The sequence below is a fragment of the Polynucleobacter necessarius genome (genome assembly GCF_900095175.1).
Classification (GTDB): Bacteria; Pseudomonadota; Gammaproteobacteria; order Burkholderiales; family Burkholderiaceae; genus Polynucleobacter; species Polynucleobacter necessarius_I.
Window position 1 is genome coordinate 1569706 of the sequence record NZ_LT606946.1, and the last position, 18364, is coordinate 1588069.

General features: G+C 45.8%; 15 protein-coding genes. 9 read left to right on the forward strand and 6 right to left on the reverse strand.

The genetic code is table 11. The features are described from left to right. Positions 1-94: 94 nt before the first annotated feature. Positions 95-1996, reverse strand: a complete 1902-nt coding sequence (htpG, locus tag DXE44_RS08160) for a molecular chaperone HtpG (RefSeq protein ID WP_114653993.1) — start codon at positions 1994-1996, stop codon at positions 95-97. A gap of 90 nt (positions 1997-2086) precedes the next feature. Next, positions 2087-2497, reverse strand: coding sequence for a rhodanese-like domain-containing protein (locus tag DXE44_RS08165; protein ID WP_114653994.1), 411 nt, complete (start codon positions 2495-2497; stop codon positions 2087-2089). A gap of 81 nt (positions 2498-2578) precedes the next feature. On the opposite strand from DXE44_RS08165, the gene DXE44_RS08170 reads away from it, so the two are divergent. The 9 genes from DXE44_RS08170 to DXE44_RS08210 are packed head-to-tail and all read left to right on the forward strand — an operon-like array spanning position 2579 to position 12572. Further along, positions 2579-3841, forward strand: coding sequence for a putative Na+/H+ antiporter (locus tag DXE44_RS08170; RefSeq protein ID WP_114653995.1), 1263 nt, complete (start codon positions 2579-2581; stop codon positions 3839-3841). Between the two features lie 55 nt (positions 3842-3896). Continuing rightward, positions 3897-5255, forward strand: a complete 1359-nt coding sequence (gene miaB, locus DXE44_RS08175; RefSeq protein ID WP_114653996.1) for a tRNA (N6-isopentenyl adenosine(37)-C2)-methylthiotransferase MiaB — start codon at positions 3897-3899, stop codon at positions 5253-5255. Then, on the forward strand, positions 5227-5733 hold the full coding sequence (ybeY, locus tag DXE44_RS08180) for an rRNA maturation RNase YbeY (RefSeq protein WP_231970631.1): 507 nt from the start codon (positions 5227-5229) through the stop codon (positions 5731-5733). Before miaB ends, ybeY begins: the two co-directional genes overlap by 29 nt. Before the next feature lie 56 nt (positions 5734-5789). After that, positions 5790-6629 carry an HlyC/CorC family transporter gene (locus DXE44_RS08185; RefSeq protein WP_114653998.1) on the forward strand — a complete coding sequence of 280 codons (840 nt, stop codon included), beginning with the start codon at positions 5790-5792 and terminating at the stop codon, positions 6627-6629. Between the two features lie 8 nt (positions 6630-6637). After that, complete coding sequence (gene lnt / locus DXE44_RS08190) at positions 6638-8161, forward strand: apolipoprotein N-acyltransferase (protein WP_114653999.1); 1524 nt, start codon at positions 6638-6640, stop codon at positions 8159-8161. Positions 8162-8221: 60 nt separating this feature from the next. Further along, positions 8222-9106 carry a glycine--tRNA ligase subunit alpha gene (gene glyQ, locus DXE44_RS08195; protein ID WP_114654000.1) on the forward strand — a complete coding sequence of 295 codons (885 nt, stop codon included), beginning with the start codon at positions 8222-8224 and terminating at the stop codon, positions 9104-9106. A gap of 16 nt (positions 9107-9122) precedes the next feature. Beyond that, entirely contained in the window at positions 9123-11261 is a 2139-nt protein-coding gene (glyS, locus tag DXE44_RS08200) for a glycine--tRNA ligase subunit beta (protein WP_114654001.1), read from the forward strand. Beyond that, entirely contained in the window at positions 11258-11830 is a 573-nt protein-coding gene (gene gmhB, locus DXE44_RS08205; protein ID WP_114654002.1) for a D-glycero-beta-D-manno-heptose 1,7-bisphosphate 7-phosphatase, read from the forward strand. The genes glyS and gmhB overlap by 4 nt, the downstream gene beginning before the upstream one ends. A gap of 7 nt (positions 11831-11837) precedes the next feature. Further along, positions 11838-12572, forward strand: coding sequence for a lysophospholipid acyltransferase family protein (locus DXE44_RS08210; protein WP_114654003.1), 735 nt, complete (start codon positions 11838-11840; stop codon positions 12570-12572). Between the two features lie 10 nt (positions 12573-12582). On the opposite strand, the gene rsmA is transcribed toward DXE44_RS08210, so the two are convergent. From rsmA to DXE44_RS08230, 4 genes are read right to left on the reverse strand one after another with little or no spacing between them, the layout of a single operon-like run. Continuing rightward, positions 12583-13362 (reverse strand): 16S rRNA (adenine(1518)-N(6)/adenine(1519)-N(6))-dimethyltransferase RsmA, encoded by a 780-nt coding sequence (gene rsmA, locus DXE44_RS08215; protein ID WP_114654004.1) that lies wholly within the window; start codon positions 13360-13362, stop codon positions 12583-12585. After that, complete coding sequence (gene pdxA, locus DXE44_RS08220) at positions 13359-14378, reverse strand: 4-hydroxythreonine-4-phosphate dehydrogenase PdxA (protein ID WP_114654406.1); 1020 nt, start codon at positions 14376-14378, stop codon at positions 13359-13361. The genes rsmA and pdxA overlap by 4 nt, the downstream gene beginning before the upstream one ends. Further along, on the reverse strand, positions 14353-15801 hold the full coding sequence (locus tag DXE44_RS08225) for a peptidylprolyl isomerase (protein WP_114654005.1): 1449 nt from the start codon (positions 15799-15801) through the stop codon (positions 14353-14355). Before DXE44_RS08225 ends, pdxA begins: the two co-directional genes overlap by 26 nt. Then, positions 15798-18332 (reverse strand): LPS-assembly protein LptD, encoded by a 2535-nt coding sequence (locus DXE44_RS08230; RefSeq protein WP_114654006.1) that lies wholly within the window; start codon positions 18330-18332, stop codon positions 15798-15800. Before DXE44_RS08230 ends, DXE44_RS08225 begins: the two co-directional genes overlap by 4 nt. Positions 18333-18364: the final 32 nt, after the last annotated feature.

Here is an 18364-nt window from a genome sequence, read left to right on the forward strand (position 1 = left end):
TGTATCAGTAGTGCTGTAGATTTAAAGTAGTCAACAAAAAACCCGACTTGTTATTTGCAAGTCGGGTTTTTCTTTTAATGCCTCAGTTGCAGTCTTAACTTAAAAGCAATTGATTAATCCGCTTTACATAAGCAGCAGGATCACTTAACTGACCACCTTCTGCCAAGAGCGCTTGATCAAAAAGTACCTCAGTCCACTCATCAAACTGTTTGTCATCTGACTTGAGTTTCAATAGCAGTGGATGCTCAGGATTGACTTCCAAAATCGGCTTCATATCTGGCGCTTGTTGGCCTGCAGCCTTGAGCATCCGCAATAAATTACCAGATAGCTCATTCTCATCAGAAACTAAACATGCTGGAGAGTCAGTCAGGCGGAAGGTGACGCGCGCATCCTTCACCTTGTCTTCCAAGGCAGCTTTCATGCGATCGAGCAGATCCTTGAAATTCTTTTCAGTTTCTTCGTGCTCTTTCTTTTCTTTCTCATCACTAAGATCGCCAAGATCAAGTCCACCCTTGGCAACTGAAGTCATGTGCTTGCCATCAAACTCCGTAAAGAAAGAAAGCATCCATTCATCCACGCGATCGGACAACAGAAGCACTTCAACACCCTTCTTGCGGAAGATTTCTAGATGCGGACTATTTTTTGCAGCATTAAATGAATCGCCAGTGACGTAATAAATTTTGTCCTGGCCTTCTTTTATTCTAGAGATGTAGTCCGCCAAAGAAACTGTCTGCTCAGATGAGTCAGAGTGCGTACTTGCAAAACGCAAGAGCTTCAAAATGCGCTCTTGGTTCGCTTGATCTTCACCAACACCCTCTTTCAGAACCTGCCCAAACTGCGCCCAGAAGGTGTGGTACTTTTCTTTCTTGGTCTCATCATCGCTATTAGCCAGCTCTTCCAGCATGCTCAGCACACGCTTAGTAGAGCTCTCCCGAATAACCTTAACATCCCGTGACTCTTGCAGAATTTCACGAGACACATTCAGTGGCAAATCCGTTGAGTCAATCACGCCAGTGACAAAACGTAGATACATGGGCATTAATTGCTCTGCATCATCCATGATGAATACTCGCTTTACGTACAACTTGATCCCACCACGTTTATTACGATCCCATAAATCAAATGGTGCACGCGTTGGAACATACAGCAGTTGTGTAAATTCGCTGCGACCCTCTACTCGGTTTAATGAATAGCAAAGTGAGTTTTCATAATCATGGGGTAGATGCTTGTAGAACTCGTTGTATTGCTCTTCGGTAATCTCTGATTTGGAGCGCGCCCATAAGGCGCTGGACTGATTAATACTCTCAAGCTCATCTTTAATTACCTGCTCTTTTTTATCGGCATCCCACTCTTCTTTATTCATCTGAATAGGTAGCGAGATGTGATCGGAATATTTGCGAATAATTGACTTCAACTTATGCGTAGAAAGGAAGTCATCTTCACCTTCGCGCAAATGCATAGTGATAGAAGTTCCGCGCTGTGGGCGATCGATGCTTTCTACAGTGAATTCACCTGAGCCATCAGACTCCCAACGCACACCGTCAGCTGCTGGCAAACCAGCTCGACGAGTTTCCACAGTAATACGATCAGCAACGATAAAGGCTGAATAAAAACCAACGCCAAACTGACCAATCAAAGCTGCATCTTTTTGCTGATCACCAGAGAGTTTTGAGAAAAACTCTTTAGTTCCGGACCGAGCGATAGTTCCTAAATTGGCAATCACCTCATCTCGACTCATGCCAATGCCATTATCAGAAGTGGTGACGGTTCTAGCAGCCTTATCAAAACTGACCTTGATCTTTAAATCAGGGTCATCACCATACCAATCTGGATGCTCGATCCCCTCAAAGCGGAGCTTGTCTGAAGCATCAGACGCATTAGAAATTAACTCACGAAGAAAAATTTCCTTGTTGGAGTACAAGGAATGAATCATCAACTGCAATAATTGCTTTACTTCGGCCTGAAAGCCCAAAGTCTCTTTACTAGCAACAGTCATGTAGCTACCCCCTTAATGAATACCAATCAACTAGATTGACCCTGGATGGGGTCAAAATCCAGCATTTCAAGGCTCAAAAATGAGGGAGGGCTAGCCTGAATGGGGTTTTGGGTGCTTTTCTGCCACGGTAAGTCCCGCCTTTTTCCAAGCGCTAAATCCGCCCTCTAAGTGGCAAACACGGGGAACCCCCATTTTTTGAAGGGTTTCGGTGGCCAAGGAAGATCTCCAGGCTGAGGCGCAATAAAGCACTAAACGCTTACCCTCACCAAAAATCGGCTTGAAATAGGGGCTTTTAGGGTCCACCCAAAACTCCAGCATGCCCCGAGGAGCATGAAAAGCGCCAGGAATCATGCCTTCGCGCTCCAACTCCCGAATATCTCGAATATCAATAAAAACCGTGTTTTCATCATCAAGCAGGGTTTTGGCCTGATCCAAGGGCACCGTTTCAATCTGAGCCAATGCGTTGGCAATTAAATCCTCATACCCCAGAATTAAACTCATATTTACCCCTATATAGATAGTGATTAATGGCAGTCAAACAAAATAGAATTAGTTAAAACTACAGTCTGAAAATATCTTCCCATGAACTTTACCCCTACAGAACTCGGTGCCAGTATTATTTTCGCGATAGCGGTACTGCACACCTTTAGCACCTCCTATTTTGAAACTCTAGCCAAAAAGTCTCGCCTGCATTCTGGCTTATGGCATCTACTTGGCGAAGTAGAGATTGTTTTTGGTTTCTGGGCAGCAGTGCTGCTAATTTACATTGGCTTTGCAACTGGTCTTGATAGCGCCAGAGAATACGCAAGTAAGCGTAATTTCACAGAGCCGCTTTTTGTATTTGCCATCATGGTGGCTGCGGGTAGCAAACCGATTCTCACTTTTGCAACCCACCTTCTCTATAGTCTAGGAAAATTTTTACATGTCGCCTTGCGAACACGCGAAGCGCCAATGCTGTATTTCCTCACCTTATCCCTTACTCCGTTACTTGGTTCATTTATTACCGAACCAGCAGCAATGACGCTTGCGGCATTCTTATTGCGCGATCTAGTTTACAAACATAAATGCTCTACCCCATTGCTGTTTGGCACACTAGGAGCATTATTCGTAAACATCTCAATTGGCGGGACACTCACCAATTTTGCTGCGCCACCAGTACTGATGGTCGCATCTACTTGGGGCTGGTCAACCGCTTTTATGTTTACCCATTTTGGTTACGAAGCTGCAGTTGCAATCTTTATCAACTCTTTCATCGTAACTCTACTTTTCCGAAGTCAACTTGTCGAACCAGAAGAGAAAAAGATTCCAGAAAAAATTCCGCTCACCGTTACTTCAGTTCATTTGCTGTTTTTAGCGGGCATTGTTTACTTTGCACATGATCCAGTTATTTTCATGTGGCTCTTATTGTTCTTTATTGGCTACACCACTGCGTATCCAAAACATCAAAGCCCATTGATTTTGCGTGAGGCCTTATTGGTTGGGTTCTTCCTCGCTGGCTTGGTAGTCTTAGGTGCCCTGCAAGGTTGGTGGTTGCAACCACTCCTGGAGAAGATGAGTCCAACAGCAGTCTTCTACGGAGCAACCGCGCTTACTGCAATTACAGACAACGCGGCATTGACGTACTTGGGATCCCTAGTCACAGGCACCTCGGATGAATTCAAATTAGCTTTGGTAGGTGGCGCGGTGGCTGGTGGTGGCTTAACTATCATCGCCAACGCACCGAATCCAGCAGGCCTAGCTATCTTACGTAGCCACTTCTCGAACGGTGCTGTATCAGCACTGTATCTGTTCCTAGGCGCATTGCCTCCAACGATTGTTGCTATTTTGGCTCTGCGCTTGCTGTAATTTGTTTTTTGTAAAATTTGAGCTTGGCCCCCAGTTATAAACCTGAGAACGGCATATGAAAAAGCTCTATATCAAAACCTTCGGCTGTCAGATGAACGAGTACGACTCGGGCAAGATGGCCGACCTCTTGCATGCCGATGAGGGCATGGTCATGACTGACACTCCTGAAGATGCGGATGTCGTTCTACTGAACACCTGCTCTATTCGTGAAAAAGCGGAGGATAAAGTATTTTCCGACTTAGGTCGCTTACGTGAACTCAAAAAAACCAAACCTGATTTATTAATTGGTGTTGGGGGTTGCGTCGCCAGCCAGGAAGGTCAACAAATTATTAGCAGGGCACCTTATGTTGATGTCGTCTTTGGTCCGCAAACATTACATCGCCTATCTGATCTCATTGCTCAACGTCGCGAAACCGGTAGATCTCAGGTGGATATTTCTTTTCCGGAAATTGAGAAGTTTGACCGCCTACCTGCCTCGCGCCAAACTCGTGGCTCTGCTTACGCCTCCATCATGGAAGGTTGCTCAAAGTATTGCAGCTATTGCGTAGTTCCTTACACTCGCGGTGAAGAAGTATCACGCCCATTTGATGATGTATTAACTGAAGTGGCAGGCCTAGCTGCGCAAGGCGTTAAAGAAATTGTGCTGCTCGGTCAAAACGTCAATGCCTATTTGGGAAAAATGGGTGGTACAGAAGAAATCGCAGACTTTGCACTCCTGACTGAATATGTTGCAGAAATTCCAGGTGTCGAAAGAATTCGCTTCACCACCAGTCATCCCAAAGAATTTACTCAGCGCTTAATTGATGTCTATGCCAAAGTTCCCAAGTTGGTGAGTCATTTACATCTTCCAGTACAGCACGCATCCGACTCGGTTTTATCCGCCATGAAACGTGGCTATACCGCCCTGGAATACAAAAGCATTATTCGTAAGATGCGTGCTGTGAGGCCCGACTTGACACTCTCTAGCGACTTCATTGTGGGCTTTCCAGGCGAGACCGATGAGGATTTTGTAAAACTCTTGAAGATGGTTGAAGAGCTCAATTTTGATAATAGCTTTTGCTTTATTTTCAATGCGCGCCCCGGGACACCCGCTGCCAATTTGAGTGACGACACTCCTTATGAGGTCAAACTTAAGCGACTACAAACACTGCTTGCCCTAGTGGAGTCACAAGCAAATCAAATTAGTAAAAACATGTTGGGCAATACTGAGCGAGTACTCGTTGAAGGGTTGGCAAAAGATGGTGTAAACCTACAAGGTCGTGCTGCTAATAATCGCGTGATTCACTTTGCTGCACCAAATGAAGATATTGAATCACTCATAGGTGAAATGGTAGACATACGCATTACTGAAGTACTCAATTACACTCTCCGAGGTGAGCTTATTAGTGAACTCACTTCAACCCTTACCCATTAAGATGGTAAGCAAGCAAGCGCCTTCCTCTAAATTGGACATTGATATTCAATTTGCTAGTGCTGCCATTGAAGATAAAGTGCTTGCAATTGCCTCTTTAGCAGCAATTAAAAAATGGGTGAAAGCAGCCACCCGCCTCAATGGCCTCATCACCTTGCGTTTTGTCAATGCTGCTGAGGGTAAAAAGTTAAATTTTGCTTTTCGGAACAAAGATTACGCAACCAACGTACTCACCTTTCCATATGAGCTAACTAAAAAGACATTGGCTGCTGATATTATTTTTTGCCTTCCCATAGTTCAAAAAGAGGCAAGGGAGCAAGCTAAGACTGCTAAGGCTCACTTAGCCCATCTCATCATTCATGGTTGCTTGCATGCCCAAAGTCTTGACCATGAGAGCAATGCTGAAGCAAGTAAAATGGAAAACAAAGAAATTGCCATTCTCAAATCACTGGGTTTCGCGAACCCCTACGCACCCATTTAAAGCATTCTTAACACCCCCTTCACTGAATTTACATATTTCTACGATATTCTTGCTATATGCCTGACCCCAATAAATTCCTTTTAGAACGCTTGGCGGATTTTTTAACGCCACAGCCAACCAGCCCAGCAGAACGTCGCCAAGAGCTTATTGAGACCCTCAGAGAAGCACAGTCCGAGGGCTTAATTGATGCAGATGCTCTCTCTATGATTGAGGGCGTATTTCAGGTGGGCCAGCTATGTGCTCGCGATATTTTGATTCCTAGAGCCCAGATTGATTGGATTGATATCAATCAATCTCTACCCGAAATTATCCAGAGCGTGATTACTGCTGCTCACTCACGCTTTCCTGTATTTGAAGGTAACCGCGACAATGTCATTGGCACCTTGCTAGCAAAAGACTTATTGCGTCACTCCTCTGAAAAAGATTTTCAGGTACGCGATTGGCTCCGCCCTGCAGTTTTCATTCCAGAATCTAAACGTTTGAGTGTTTTGCTACGTGACTTCAAAGACAATCGAAACCACTTAGCTATCGTTGTAGATGAATACAGCGGCGTAGCTGGAGTGATCACGATTGAAGATGTGCTTGAGCAAATTGTTGGCGATATTGAAGATGAGCATGATATTGACGAAGAAGCAGATAACTTGATCTCTTTAGATAATGGCGATATTCGAGTTAAAGGCATTACAGAGCTAGAACAATTTAATGAGGCTCTAGGCACACAATTCCACGATGAAGACATTGAGACTATTGCTGGCTTAGTCATTCAACATCTTGGTCGTGTACCGAAGATGGGTGAACTGATTGAGATCGACGGAATTGAATTTGAGGTTCAGCGCGCTGACCCAAGACAGATACACATTCTGCTCGCACGACAACTTCCTAAACAGCTTCCCTGAGAATTACTTTGATTGATCAGCAATCAACCAGGTTTGATAATGGCGTCAATCTATTGCTGCTATTTTTTTTGGGTGGGTTGCTAGCTGCTGCTGCTGAGCTCACTTATGGTGGCTGGATACAAATCCCCATTCTCAGTTTGATTTGGTGGCGGATGAGTCTGCAAGCAAGGCCATCCATTAAAAATCAATTTATCTCTGGAATGTCCTTTGGTTTAAGCTACTTTGTTCTGGGCTTATGGTGGATCTACATTAGCCTGCATGATGTCGGCGGTATGCATGCTGCCGCCTCTGGTTTAGCTGTGTTCTTACTAGCAGCAGGAATGGCCTTATTTTTCTCCTGCGCTTCCCTCATCCTCTGTTTACCTAAACGTAAGTACTTAACGGGCTTAGTACTAGCAGCATCTTGGGTGCTCGTTGAATACCTACGTAGCGTAGTCTTAACTGGCTTTCCTTGGATGGGGCTTGCTGAGGCACAATTCAACGGCCCCTTCGCGCCAGTTGCGCCATTCTTGGGTGGCCTGGCTTGCACATTTTTAGTGGTGTGGGTCTCTTGGGAAATCAGTCAGTTAAAGAAAAATATGTTCTTTAGCAGTGCTTGCATTATTTCTACGATCGCACTTGCACAACTCGCGAGCTTGTGGACCTTCACAAGCCCAATTGGCGAACCGCTCAGCGTTCGTTTAATTCAAGGTAATTTTGAGCAAAGCCTCAAGTTCAACCCCAAGTCCATTGAAGACCAGTTTAGTTTTTATACCAATGCCATCGAAAGCCAAGCAGCTGATCTCATCATTACTCCAGAGACCGCATATCCTTGGCCACAAAGTAATCTACCTACAGGATTATTAGGATCGCCCCAACAGTTTTCTACCAATACCTCCAGCAACGTTTTGCTTGGCTTGATTGGAGAGACTGGTGACTCTACTGGTGTGAAATACACCAACCGGGCCCTTGGACTATCTCCTAATGCCCCAATGTACCAATATGACAAATCCCACTTGGTACCCTTTGGTGAATTTATTCCGCCCGGCTTTCGATGGTTTGTGAATGCTTTCCATGTTCCTATGAGCGACTTTGCACGCGGCACATTAGATCAAGCCCCCTTCAGCATCATTCGCTCTGGGAAAGAATCAGTTCATGCGGCCATCACGATTTGCTATGAGGATGTCTTTGGTGGGGAGCTAGCGTCCCGAATTCATCACAGCAGTAAACCCGTTAACTTGTTGATCAATATGACTAATCTGGCCTGGTTTGGGGATTCTCAAGCGCCAGCACAGCAATTAAGACTATCCCAGTTACGCTCCCTAGAGACTGGCCTCCCAGCGCTGCGAGCCACAAATACCGGCATTACGGCAGCCCTTGGTCCAGATGGGAAAGTGCTATCTCATCTTAGCGAATTTACCCAAGGCGTGCTCAGCCTGAAGATTCAAGCCTACTCTGGCAAAACCCCTTATATCATTTGGGGAAATGCCCCCATTTTGAGTCTTTCTTGCCTCTTGCTTATCCTGGGTCTGATTCGCCATAAACGAAACTAATCGCGATTTCATAGTTCAGCTGTTTAGCCATGTAAAATCAAAGACTTAGCCAGGTAAATCATGCTTACTTTTCAGCAAATCATTCTCAAACTCCAAGATTACTGGGACCAACAAGGTTGCGCCCTATTGCAACCTATTGACCTTGAGGTCGGTGCCGGTACATCTCATACAGCCACTTTCTTGAGGGCCATTGGCCCTGAGCCATGGAAAGCGGCTTACATCCAACCTTCACGTAGACCAAAAGATGGTCGCTACGGAGAAAATCCAAACCGTTTGCAGCACTACTACCAGTACCAGGTAGTGCTGAAACCTGCACCAGAAAATATTCTTGAGCTCTACTTGGGCTCGCTTGCCGCTCTAGGTCTTGATCTTCAAAAAAACGATGTCCGCTTTGTTGAGGACGATTGGGAAAACCCAACCTTGGGTGCCTGGGGTCTAGGCTGGGAAGTGTGGCTTAACGGCATGGAAGTAACTCAGTTCACCTATTTCCAGCAAGTGGGCGGCATTGATTGCAAGCCTGTTTTAGGCGAAATCACTTACGGTATCGAGCGTTTGGCGATGTACATCCAAAATTGCTCCAACGTATATGACCTCGTTTGGGCCGACGGCATCTCTTATGGTGATGTATATCACCAGAATGAAGTAGAGCAATCTTGCTACAACTTTGAACACTCCAATACTGACCTCTTGTTTGCAAACTTCACCAATTATGAGAGTGAAGCCAAACGCTTGATGGAAGTGCCATTAGCTTTACCCGCTTATGAAATGGTGCTCAAGGCTGGACACACTTTTAACTTACTAGATGCACGCGGTGCTATTTCAGTGACTGAGCGTGCCGCTTATATCGGACGCATCCGCAATCTATCTCGTGCAGTAGCGCAAGCTTACTTTGAGTCTCGTGAGAAGTTGGGTTTCCCGATGTGCCAACGTCAATCCAAAGCCTAATCAGCTCAATCTAATTATGAGTACACCGAATTCCCTCTCTCAATCAGACAACCTTCTGATTGAAGTATTTACCGAAGAGCTTCCACCAAAATCCTTACGCCGCCTAGGTGACTCCTTCAGTGAGGGCATTTATTCCACACTGAAGTCCGCTGGCCTCTTGAGTGAAAATTCCGTTGCGACTGGCTACGCAACACCGCATCGCCTTGCTGTTCAGATTACTCATGTCTTGAGTCAAGCGCCAGACTATCCGGTACGCGAAAAATTACTGCCGACTAGCATTGTTTTTGATGCGGAAGGCAAGCCTACTGCGCCACTTCAAAAGAAATTAGCCTCTTTGGGTTACGCTGATATTGATCTCTCCACTCTAGAAAAATCAGGTGAAGGAAAAAATGAAGCACTGTATCTCAATGTCGTTGCTAAAGGCGCAGCATTAGAGCAGACTGCCCAACAAGCACTTGAGCAAACACTCAGCAAATTGCCTATCGCCAAAATGATGCACTATCAAGTGCTACAGAAAAATGGTGAGCTGGCAGACGTTGAGTTTGCTCGTCCTGCACACCGCATCATTGCCCTGCATGGCAAACAAGTCCTTAATATCAGTGCACTAGGAATTGATGCAGCCAATCAAACTGAAGGTCATCGCTTTTTAGCTCCAGGCCTTATTACGATCGCCTCCGCAGATCAGTATGAATCCGATCTCAGCACTACAGCCAAAGTATTACCAAGCTTTGATAAGCGTCGTCAATTTATCGAATCTGCATTATTAAAAGCTGCTGGCACTGATTTAGTGTTAATGCCAGATAGCCTATTGGATGAAGTAACAGCTTTGGTTGAATGGCCAGCAATTTATGAATGTCATTTTGATCAAGAGTTCTTAGAAGTCCCTCAAGAGTGCTTGATTCTGACAATGCAGACTAATCAAAAATACTTTGCATTGACTGACAAGCAAGGCAAGTTACGCAATCGCTTCCTCATTGTTTCTAATATCGAGACTGATAAGCCAGAAGCGATTATTTCTGGTAACGAACGTGTGGTGCGCCCGCGTCTATCCGATGCGCGTTTTTTCTTCCAACAAGATCAAAAGCGCCCGTTAGCATCCCGTGTAGCTGATCTTGGAAAAGTGGTTTATCACAATCAACTTGGCAATCAATTGGATCGCACTAAGCGTGTTCAAGGAATTGCAGTAGGCATTGCCAAAGCCTTATCGGCTAATGAGGCGCTAGCCAGTCGCGCCGCTGAAATTGCTAAAACTGATTTGCTAACTGATATGGTTGGTGAGTTCCCAGAGCTCCAGGGCATCATGGGCCGCTACTATGCAACGCATGATGGCGAAAATGCCGAAGTCGCATCCGCTTGCAGCGAACACTACATGCCCCGCTTTGCTGGTGATGCATTGCCACAAACTCAAATCGGCACCATCCTCGCTATTGCGGACAAGCTAGAAACATTGGTTGGCATTTGGGGTGTTGGTCTTGCGCCGACAGGTGACAAGGACCCATATGCCCTGCGTCGTCACGCTTTAGGTGTTTGCCGTCTTTTGCTAGAGAAGAACCTGAGCCTGAGCCTGCCTGATTTAATTGAACTGGCTCGCAAACAATTTCCACAAAACGACGTGCAAGAAAAAGCTAAAGCAGAAGATATTTACGCTTTCATCATTGATCGTCTGCGCGCTTACTTACGCGACCAAGCAGTTGCAGGCAAACCATTCACGACCGAAGAGATTGATGCTGTATTAAGTCAGTCACCCGCTCAACTCAATGATTTAATCGATCGCTTAGCTGCATTGCGTGAATTTAACGCCTTGGCGGAAGCTGCTCAATTAGCCGCCGCCAATAAACGCATCAGCAATATCCTCAAAAAGAATGTAGGCGCTATCCCGGCGGCTTGCTCAAGCAAGCTCTTACAGGTTCCTGCTGAAATCGCTCTCCATCAGGCGCTTGAGAAACTCACCCCAACATTGAGCGCCGCCTATGAGCAGCGTCAGTTCGTAGATCTATTGAAGGCACTCGTAGCTCTCAGCGTCCCAATTGATCAATTCTTTGCCGATGTGATGGTGATGGATCCAAATCCAGAGCTGCGCGATAACCGCCTGGCCCTCCTGCAACAACTTCACCAGAAAATGAATCTCATTGCCGATCTCGGCAAATTAGCATGAGCATCAGCTCTTCTAAGCTCATCATTCTGGATCGCGATGGTGTGATCAATGAAGATCGAGATGATTATGTGAAGTCGAGTGATGAGTGGGTTCCTTTGCCTGGTAGTCTTGAGGCAATTGCACTACTCAATCAAGCCGGCTACCAAATTGCTGTAGCGACGAATCAGTCTGGCTTAGCAAGGGGTTATTTCAACATCAATGATCTCCATGCCATGCATGGCAAGATGGACAAACTCCTCAAACCCTTGGGTGGCCATATCGACAGTATTTTCTTTTGTCCACATACCGACGCCAATGCATGCGATTGTCGCAAGCCTTTGCCAGGAATGATGAAAGAAATTGCACTTCGGTATAAAAAAAATCAGAGTGCCACACCTTTATTAGGGGTGCCGATTGTTGGTGATTCCTTGCGCGACCTTCAAGCAGGCATTGCTTTGGGCGCTAGCCCGCATTTAGTCTTAACTGGCAAAGGCAGTAAAACTTTGGAAAAGGGTGGCCTCCCCGAGGGAACACAGATTCATGCAGATTTGATGGCATTTGCGACCACATTCCTACAAGATAGGGTTTAATAGAAATATGATTTTTATTCGCTCAGCCCTATTTACGCTTTTCTTGCTGATATTCACGCCGATCTGGTCGGTACTCTGCATTCTCGTTTTTCCTTTCCTAAATCCTGAGAATCGCTATCGCTTTATCGGTCTCTGGAATAAGGTGGTGATCTGGATCTTGCAACCCCTCTGTGGCATTCGTTACGAGATTCGTGGCATGGAAAACATGATGGCGGTTTTGGATAAACCGGTTGTTGTATTGAGTAAGCATCAATCTGCCTACGAAACCATTTTTTATATTGCCAAGCTTCCTAAACAAGTTTGCTTCGTTTTCAAAAGAGAGTTACTTTGGATTCCTTTCTTTGGCTGGGCTTTGGCCTTGCTCAAGATGATTCACATCAATCGCAATAGCAAAGAAACTGCAGCACTCTCCGTTGTCGGACAAGGAAAAAAACGTTTGAGTGAAGGTAAATGGATTTTGTTATTTCCAGAAGGTACTAGAACACCTACTGGATCACACAAACCCTATAGTAAGGGTGGCGCAAGGCTTGCCAGCGCTACTGAAGCCTTAGTAATTCCAATTGCCCACAACGCGGGTCATTGCTGGCCTAAGAACAGCCTTCTAAAGCAGCCTGGAATAATCATCTTCTCAATCGGCCCCGCCATTACTTCTGCCGGAAAAACCGGTGGTCAACTGCATCAAGAAGTGGAAAAGTGGATTGAAGCTGAAATGCGGGTGATTAATCCCGCCGCCTACAAGTAATACTGAGTGGTTAATGGGCTAAAGTTTTGGCCCACTCAATATAGCGCTCCACCGGAATATCCTGGGCACGCGCTTTTAACTCCGATTCAGATAAAGAGAGTCGATCCGCAAAAGCCGATAGGTTGGTGCGTAGCATTTTTCTTCTCTGAGAAAACGCTGCGGCCACGACCTTTTCCAAGGCATGCCACTGCGTATCACTTAAGTTGAAATCCCGTCGCGGAATCATGCGCACAACCGCTGAATTGACTTTAGGTTGTGGGTCGAAAGCTTCTGGCGGGACTTCTAAAACTTGCTCCATATCGTAGCGAGCTTGCAGCATGACAGATGGCCGGCTGAATTCAGAGCCGCCAGCCTTGGAGACCATCCGCTCGACGACTTCAGCTTGCAGCATAAATACCTGCTCATCAATTGCATGGGCAGCAGAAACGAGATGAAACAGTAGTGGGGAAGAGATGTTGTAAGGCAGGTTACCAACCACCTTACATAAGCCACTATTAGCCGGTCGTGCGTTTGCCCATTCGAGGAAATTAAACTTAACTGCATCACCCTCGATGACATTCAGACCCTGAAGATTCTCTTGATTCCAATAGGCCACTAAATCTCGATCGATTTCTAAAAGATCTAAGTGATCTAGATTATTTAATAAGGGTCTTGTGAGTGCACCAAGGCCGGGGCCGATCTCAATCACGTGCATATTTTCACTGGGATTGATTGCAGCAATAATGGAATAAATTACCCCAGAATCCTGCAGAAAATTTTGGCCAAATCGTTTACGAGCGCGATGCGTCATGTTTTTAAATTCTTTACATTGATAGCCAATTGGTAGGCCAAGCGTAGTGCCTCTAACATACTGCCTGAGTCAGCTAAACCTTTACCAGCAAGATCTAACGCTGTGCCGTGATCTACCGAAGTACGAATAATTGGCAAACCTAAAGTGACATTCACTCCACCACCAAAGCTCACAAACTTAAATGGCACCAAACCCTGATCGTGATACATCGCAATGAATGCATCCACGCTATCCAAGGCTTTAGCATCAAACATCGTATCACCAGGACAAGGCCTACTCACCTGAATACCTAACTCTTTAGCAGCTCTGATAGCAGGTTCAATCACATCAATTTCTTCACGACCGAGGTAGCCTGATTCACCTGCAGGAGGATTAAGTCCTGCCACCCGAATCACCGGCTTAGCAATTCCAAGTCTTGCCTTCAAATCCCGATCAACGATTTGAATCGTTTCCAAAATATGCTGTTGATTTAGCGCTTCAGAAACTTCTCTCAAGGGTAGATGAGTTGTAGCTAAGGCCACCCGAAGGTCACGACTTTGATGCAACCCTAAAAATCCTTCTGGCAATGTTGCGCACAACATCATGACAACATGCTCTTGATGGCAAAGCTGAGCTAGATATTCAGTATGTCCAGTAAATAAGTCATCACTTGAAACATTGCCTTCGTTGATAACGCTCTTTTGTATCGGCGCAGTTACCATCGCATCAAAACGGCCTTCAAGACATCCCTTAACAGCGGTATCCATGATACTCAGGACATACTGAGCGTTTTTAGGATTAAGCTGACCCGCTATTGCTGGGGCAGCTAAGGCGATTGATTCCACCTGCAAGTGACTCGATAACTCTTGAGGAATCTTAGTCGCCGGAATCAAACTGGGGTCAGCAAGCAAGGTAATCGTACTTGCGGGCTGCTCTTGCAAGAATGCTAAAGCAGCTGCAAGAGAAACCTCTGGACCAACCCCTGCAGGCTCTCCAGAACTAATGACTAAATTAACGAGGACTGGCTGCTGGATCATCTGCATTAATGATCTTCACCGTAGCGGTGTCGCGTAATTCACGTAACCAATCTTGATAAGCCTGTTCGAACTTACGCTCACGGATTGCTGCACGGGCAAATTGACGCTGCTTCTCCAGAGTTAATTGCGCTTCACGACGCTCGAGTACCTGAATCAAATGCCAACCAAACTCGGTCTTCACTGGGTTACTGACTTCACCAATTTGCAAGCGATTCATTGCTTGATCAAATTCTGGAACCAAATCACCGGGACCCATCCAACCCAGATTGCCACCATTCGCAGCAGATCCATCTTCAGAATACTTTTTAGCCAGTTCGCCAAAATCAGCAGTCTTTGCACGAACTTGATCGCGATAACCAGCCAATCGTCTTTCAGCGTCTTGATCCGTTAAGCCTGCGCGACTACGCAACAAGATATGACGAGACAAAGTCTGTGTCACCATGATGTTTTGTGGGGTAGTGGCACTTTCTTGAGGAGCAGCTTGCTGCGGCTCAGGAGCGCCAGCAACTAAGGCACGTCGATCAAGAACCTTGAGTACGTGATAGCCAGCGGGGCTCTTTACCACTGCATTAGCAAGTTGCCCACTACCCGTATTTCTCACAGCTTCATAAAATAATTGTGGCAAGCGATCTGGTGTACGGTAACCCAACTCTTGAAACTTAATTTTTGGATTGTCTTTTGCAGCCATTGCACCAAGCTGCAAAAAATCGACATCACCACGCGCTTCACGCAATAAAGATTCCGCCTGCTTCTTTGCTGCAGCCTGAGCACCAGCACCTGCACTTGCATCCACTGGAATAAAAATTTGAGCTACGTCGATTTCTTCTGGCTCACCTTTAGCAGCTGGAGTAGAACGCGTCGCCCTACCTGCGCCAGCTACTTCACGATTACGATCAATAATGAAATTATCCACCTCTGCATCAGAAATCTTGATCTTGCCTTCTACCTCGCGCTCACGATAGCGACTAATAATCACATCATCACGCAACATTTGACGATAGCGATCATAGGTACTGCCAGTAGCGGCAATTTTTACCTTCAACTCTGCAATGGTTAATTTATTCTTAGCCGCAATATCGCCAATAATCTTGTCGAGCTCTTTATTGCTTACCGCAACACCTTCTTGCTCGGCATTTTGGAACTGAATCTTTTCAACAATGAGACGTTCAAGCACCGTCTTGCGTAAAGTAGCAGCATCGGGAAGTTTACTTCCCTGCTTTTGTAAAGCTGCGATACGATCATCAATCTCTTTACGTGTGACGTAGCCAGTATTTACAACCGCTGCAACACCATCAATATTACGAATTTTGCTATCAGTCGCAGTCTTTGAGCCATCTTGTGCAAACGCGAGCTGAGACATAAAAGCAGTAGAGGCCAAAATCATGGCCGCAAGGACTTGGTTAAATCGATTACTACACATCATTGATAGTTCTCATATATTGAAGGTGGTATAGGCTTAGAAGTAGGCATATATCCAGGAACATTTAGCTTCATGATATCAACTGGATTGCTACCAGCGCTACCAACTCCCCTAAATTCTATTTGGAATAAAACCTGGGTAGTGGTTATTTGCGAGGTATTCAGCATTTGAGAATAGGCGCCACGTAGAGTCCAGCAATCCTTCATCCACTCAAGGGCTAGCAAGGTATTTAAGGTTTTGGTCGTTAGGGCGTCATAACCCCATCCGCCTAATACTGAAACCTCCCGAGTAAGAGGCCATTGACCAGAGATGTTGTACTGATCAGTAGTGGTCTGAGCTAGCGTGCCCGGCGTATTATTTTGTATTGATGGTTGAATGGGAGGTGACCATACGTTTCTATAACCAAAGTTCAAATTTCTACCCGGGGTTGGGCGCCAGCTTCCACCAACTGTTGTCTGAACAAATTTATTTAACTGGGTGTTGTACTGCCCAAACATAGCTGCACTAAAGTTACCCAAAAGACGCACAGAGGCAGACCCCAAGGTGTCGGAATACGTTGTAGGGTTTAGGATATTTCCGTTAAGGCCTACCTTCTGAGCTGTAAAGGCCCGACGTTGTGCAAGAGTAACGTTAGCTCGCTCAGCACCAGTACTCGCCTCAATCATGCGACTAGTTAAACCGCCCGTAAGCTTATTGTTATCTGCGATACGGTCATTACCAATAAATGTATTTTCACTAAAGATTTGAGTCATACCAAAACCAGCATCTGCTGTATCAAATAAAGGGGTTTGTGCCTGACTTTGATATGGTGTGTAGACATAAAACGCTCTTGGCTCCATCGTAAGCAACATATCACGCCCAAAAAAACCTTTTAATTCAGTGGCATCTCTTTCGAATGCCAAACCTGAATCAAGACTAAATGTGGGGATAGTGAAACCCTGGGCAGCCGGAGCGCCCACAGGGTTATAAGGAGTTGCATTGTAGGTATTGGACTGAAAGCTCACCTTTGGAGTGATGTAATAGCCAGGGGTAATCTGCGGTAGTGCCATGGCGCCTTTAATTACAGTTCGGTCTGCCTGGCTGTATGCACCCGGGGCAGTTGCTTGCAAGTTCCCACCAATGTTGTATGCAAAATGGGTGTAATCCGTTGAAAACGTTGTTATAGGGCCTGATGGCAAGGTAATGTATTTTCCGCTGACATCGCCAACCGTTGGAGTTAAACGACTGTTATAGGTGGCAGTGATATTCGGCAAAATATTGTATGGGGACTGTACTGTCACTGTGGGATCAGGCTGAAGGGTCTGAAAAGTCATCGCTCTTGCGGCAACCGTCCAGCTACTTAAGCTGCCAGTCAAGTTCTTGGTGGTACCAACTTCTTGACGAAACCGATTGGTAACTGCACCAGCAATACTTTGTGAAAAGTCGGTTGGATACAAGTTATCCGAAACCCGCGCCATATTGGCATATCCAGTCCAGGCACCAGCAATGGGGATGCCACCCATTCCCAATAAGCCACCACTGAAGTTTTGTCTCTGCTGCCAGTCATAACGCCAACGAGCAGTTCCAGTTTTGCGGTCGTAGGGAAGATAATCTCCCATTAGGTTGCCGGCATACTGTTTATCCAAAAACTGATATTTAGCGCCCAACTGCACTCCACGTTGACCCACGACCCGGGGCAGTAATAGCAAATCACGATTTGGCGCAATATTGACATAGTAAGGCTGGGTCACATCAATACCATTATTGGAATTATAGCCAGCTACTGGTGCCAAGATTCCGGAGCGCCGTTGATTTGATGTTGGCGCAGTGAAGTAAGGTACGTAAGCAATTGGTACATCAAAGAATCGCATGACCCCATGCGTACCAACCATTTCTTTTTGCTCGTTATCAATCTCCAAAGTGCTTGCCGTGAAATACCAATCTAAGTTTTCTGGGGTACAGGTTGTGTAGGTGGCCTTATCAAACACAAATACATCAGCAGTTTCAATCGTTAATTTTTTTGCATTACCACTAGCGCGGTTATCACGCAGCTCGTAGTTGGGGCTTTCCATTTCTCCTTCACGCGCATCCACTCTAAAACGCGCTTTGGGTCCCTTGAAAGATGCGTTGCCTTTTGAAAATTCAGTATTGCCCAATAAGTTCGCCACATCAGAATCAGGATCGTATTTAATTTCATCCGCTTTAATCACTGCACCATTACGACGAATTTGTGCGCGTCCCTTTAAGCGCATTTCACGACCAACAATTCCATCAATCGAATCGCTAGAAGTAAACGTTAAAGCCTGCCCATCATTAATCGGTTTTCCAACTCGTAGTTGATCGTCTAACTTAAGGACGATAACATCACCCCGGTCAGGTATTAAAACGGAGTTGGCAGATCTACCTAAGGACTGCGCGGAAGGGGGCAAAGGTGCGGGTGCCTGGGCCATAGTTGAGAGGGCAAATTGCGACAATGCAACCCCCATGATTACGCGCAGGGTGACAGCTAAAAAAAGAGGGGCGCAAAGGCCGGCGCGACGGCGATAATGACTCATAGATCCAGACCCGCCTTATTATACGAATCGAC

Bases quoted from the DNA above. Each gene is read 5' to 3' on its own strand.
- htpG (WP_114653993.1), bottom strand. From the start codon at position 1,996: ATGACTGTTGCTAGTAAAGAGACTTTGGGCTTTCAGGCCGAAGTAAAG.
- DXE44_RS08165 (WP_114653994.1), bottom strand. From the start codon at position 2,497: ATGAGTTTAATTCTGGGGTATGAGGATTTAATTGCCAACGCATTGGCT.
- DXE44_RS08170 (WP_114653995.1), top strand. From the start codon at position 2,579: ATGAACTTTACCCCTACAGAACTCGGTGCCAGTATTATTTTCGCGATA.
- miaB (WP_114653996.1), top strand. From the start codon at position 3,897: ATGAAAAAGCTCTATATCAAAACCTTCGGCTGTCAGATGAACGAGTAC.
- DXE44_RS08185 (WP_114653998.1), top strand. From the start codon at position 5,790: ATGCCTGACCCCAATAAATTCCTTTTAGAACGCTTGGCGGATTTTTTA.
- glyQ (WP_114654000.1), top strand. From the start codon at position 8,222: ATGCTTACTTTTCAGCAAATCATTCTCAAACTCCAAGATTACTGGGAC.
- glyS (WP_114654001.1), top strand. From the start codon at position 9,123: ATGAGTACACCGAATTCCCTCTCTCAATCAGACAACCTTCTGATTGAA.
- gmhB (WP_114654002.1), top strand. From the start codon at position 11,258: ATGAGCATCAGCTCTTCTAAGCTCATCATTCTGGATCGCGATGGTGTG.
- DXE44_RS08210 (WP_114654003.1), top strand. From the start codon at position 11,838: ATGATTTTTATTCGCTCAGCCCTATTTACGCTTTTCTTGCTGATATTC.
- rsmA (WP_114654004.1), bottom strand. From the start codon at position 13,362: ATGACGCATCGCGCTCGTAAACGATTTGGCCAAAATTTTCTGCAGGAT.
- pdxA (WP_114654406.1), bottom strand. From the start codon at position 14,378: ATGATCCAGCAGCCAGTCCTCGTTAATTTAGTCATTAGTTCTGGAGAG.
- DXE44_RS08225 (WP_114654005.1), bottom strand. From the start codon at position 15,801: ATGATGTGTAGTAATCGATTTAACCAAGTCCTTGCGGCCATGATTTTG.
- DXE44_RS08230 (WP_114654006.1), bottom strand. From the start codon at position 18,332: ATGAGTCATTATCGCCGTCGCGCCGGCCTTTGCGCCCCTCTTTTTTTA.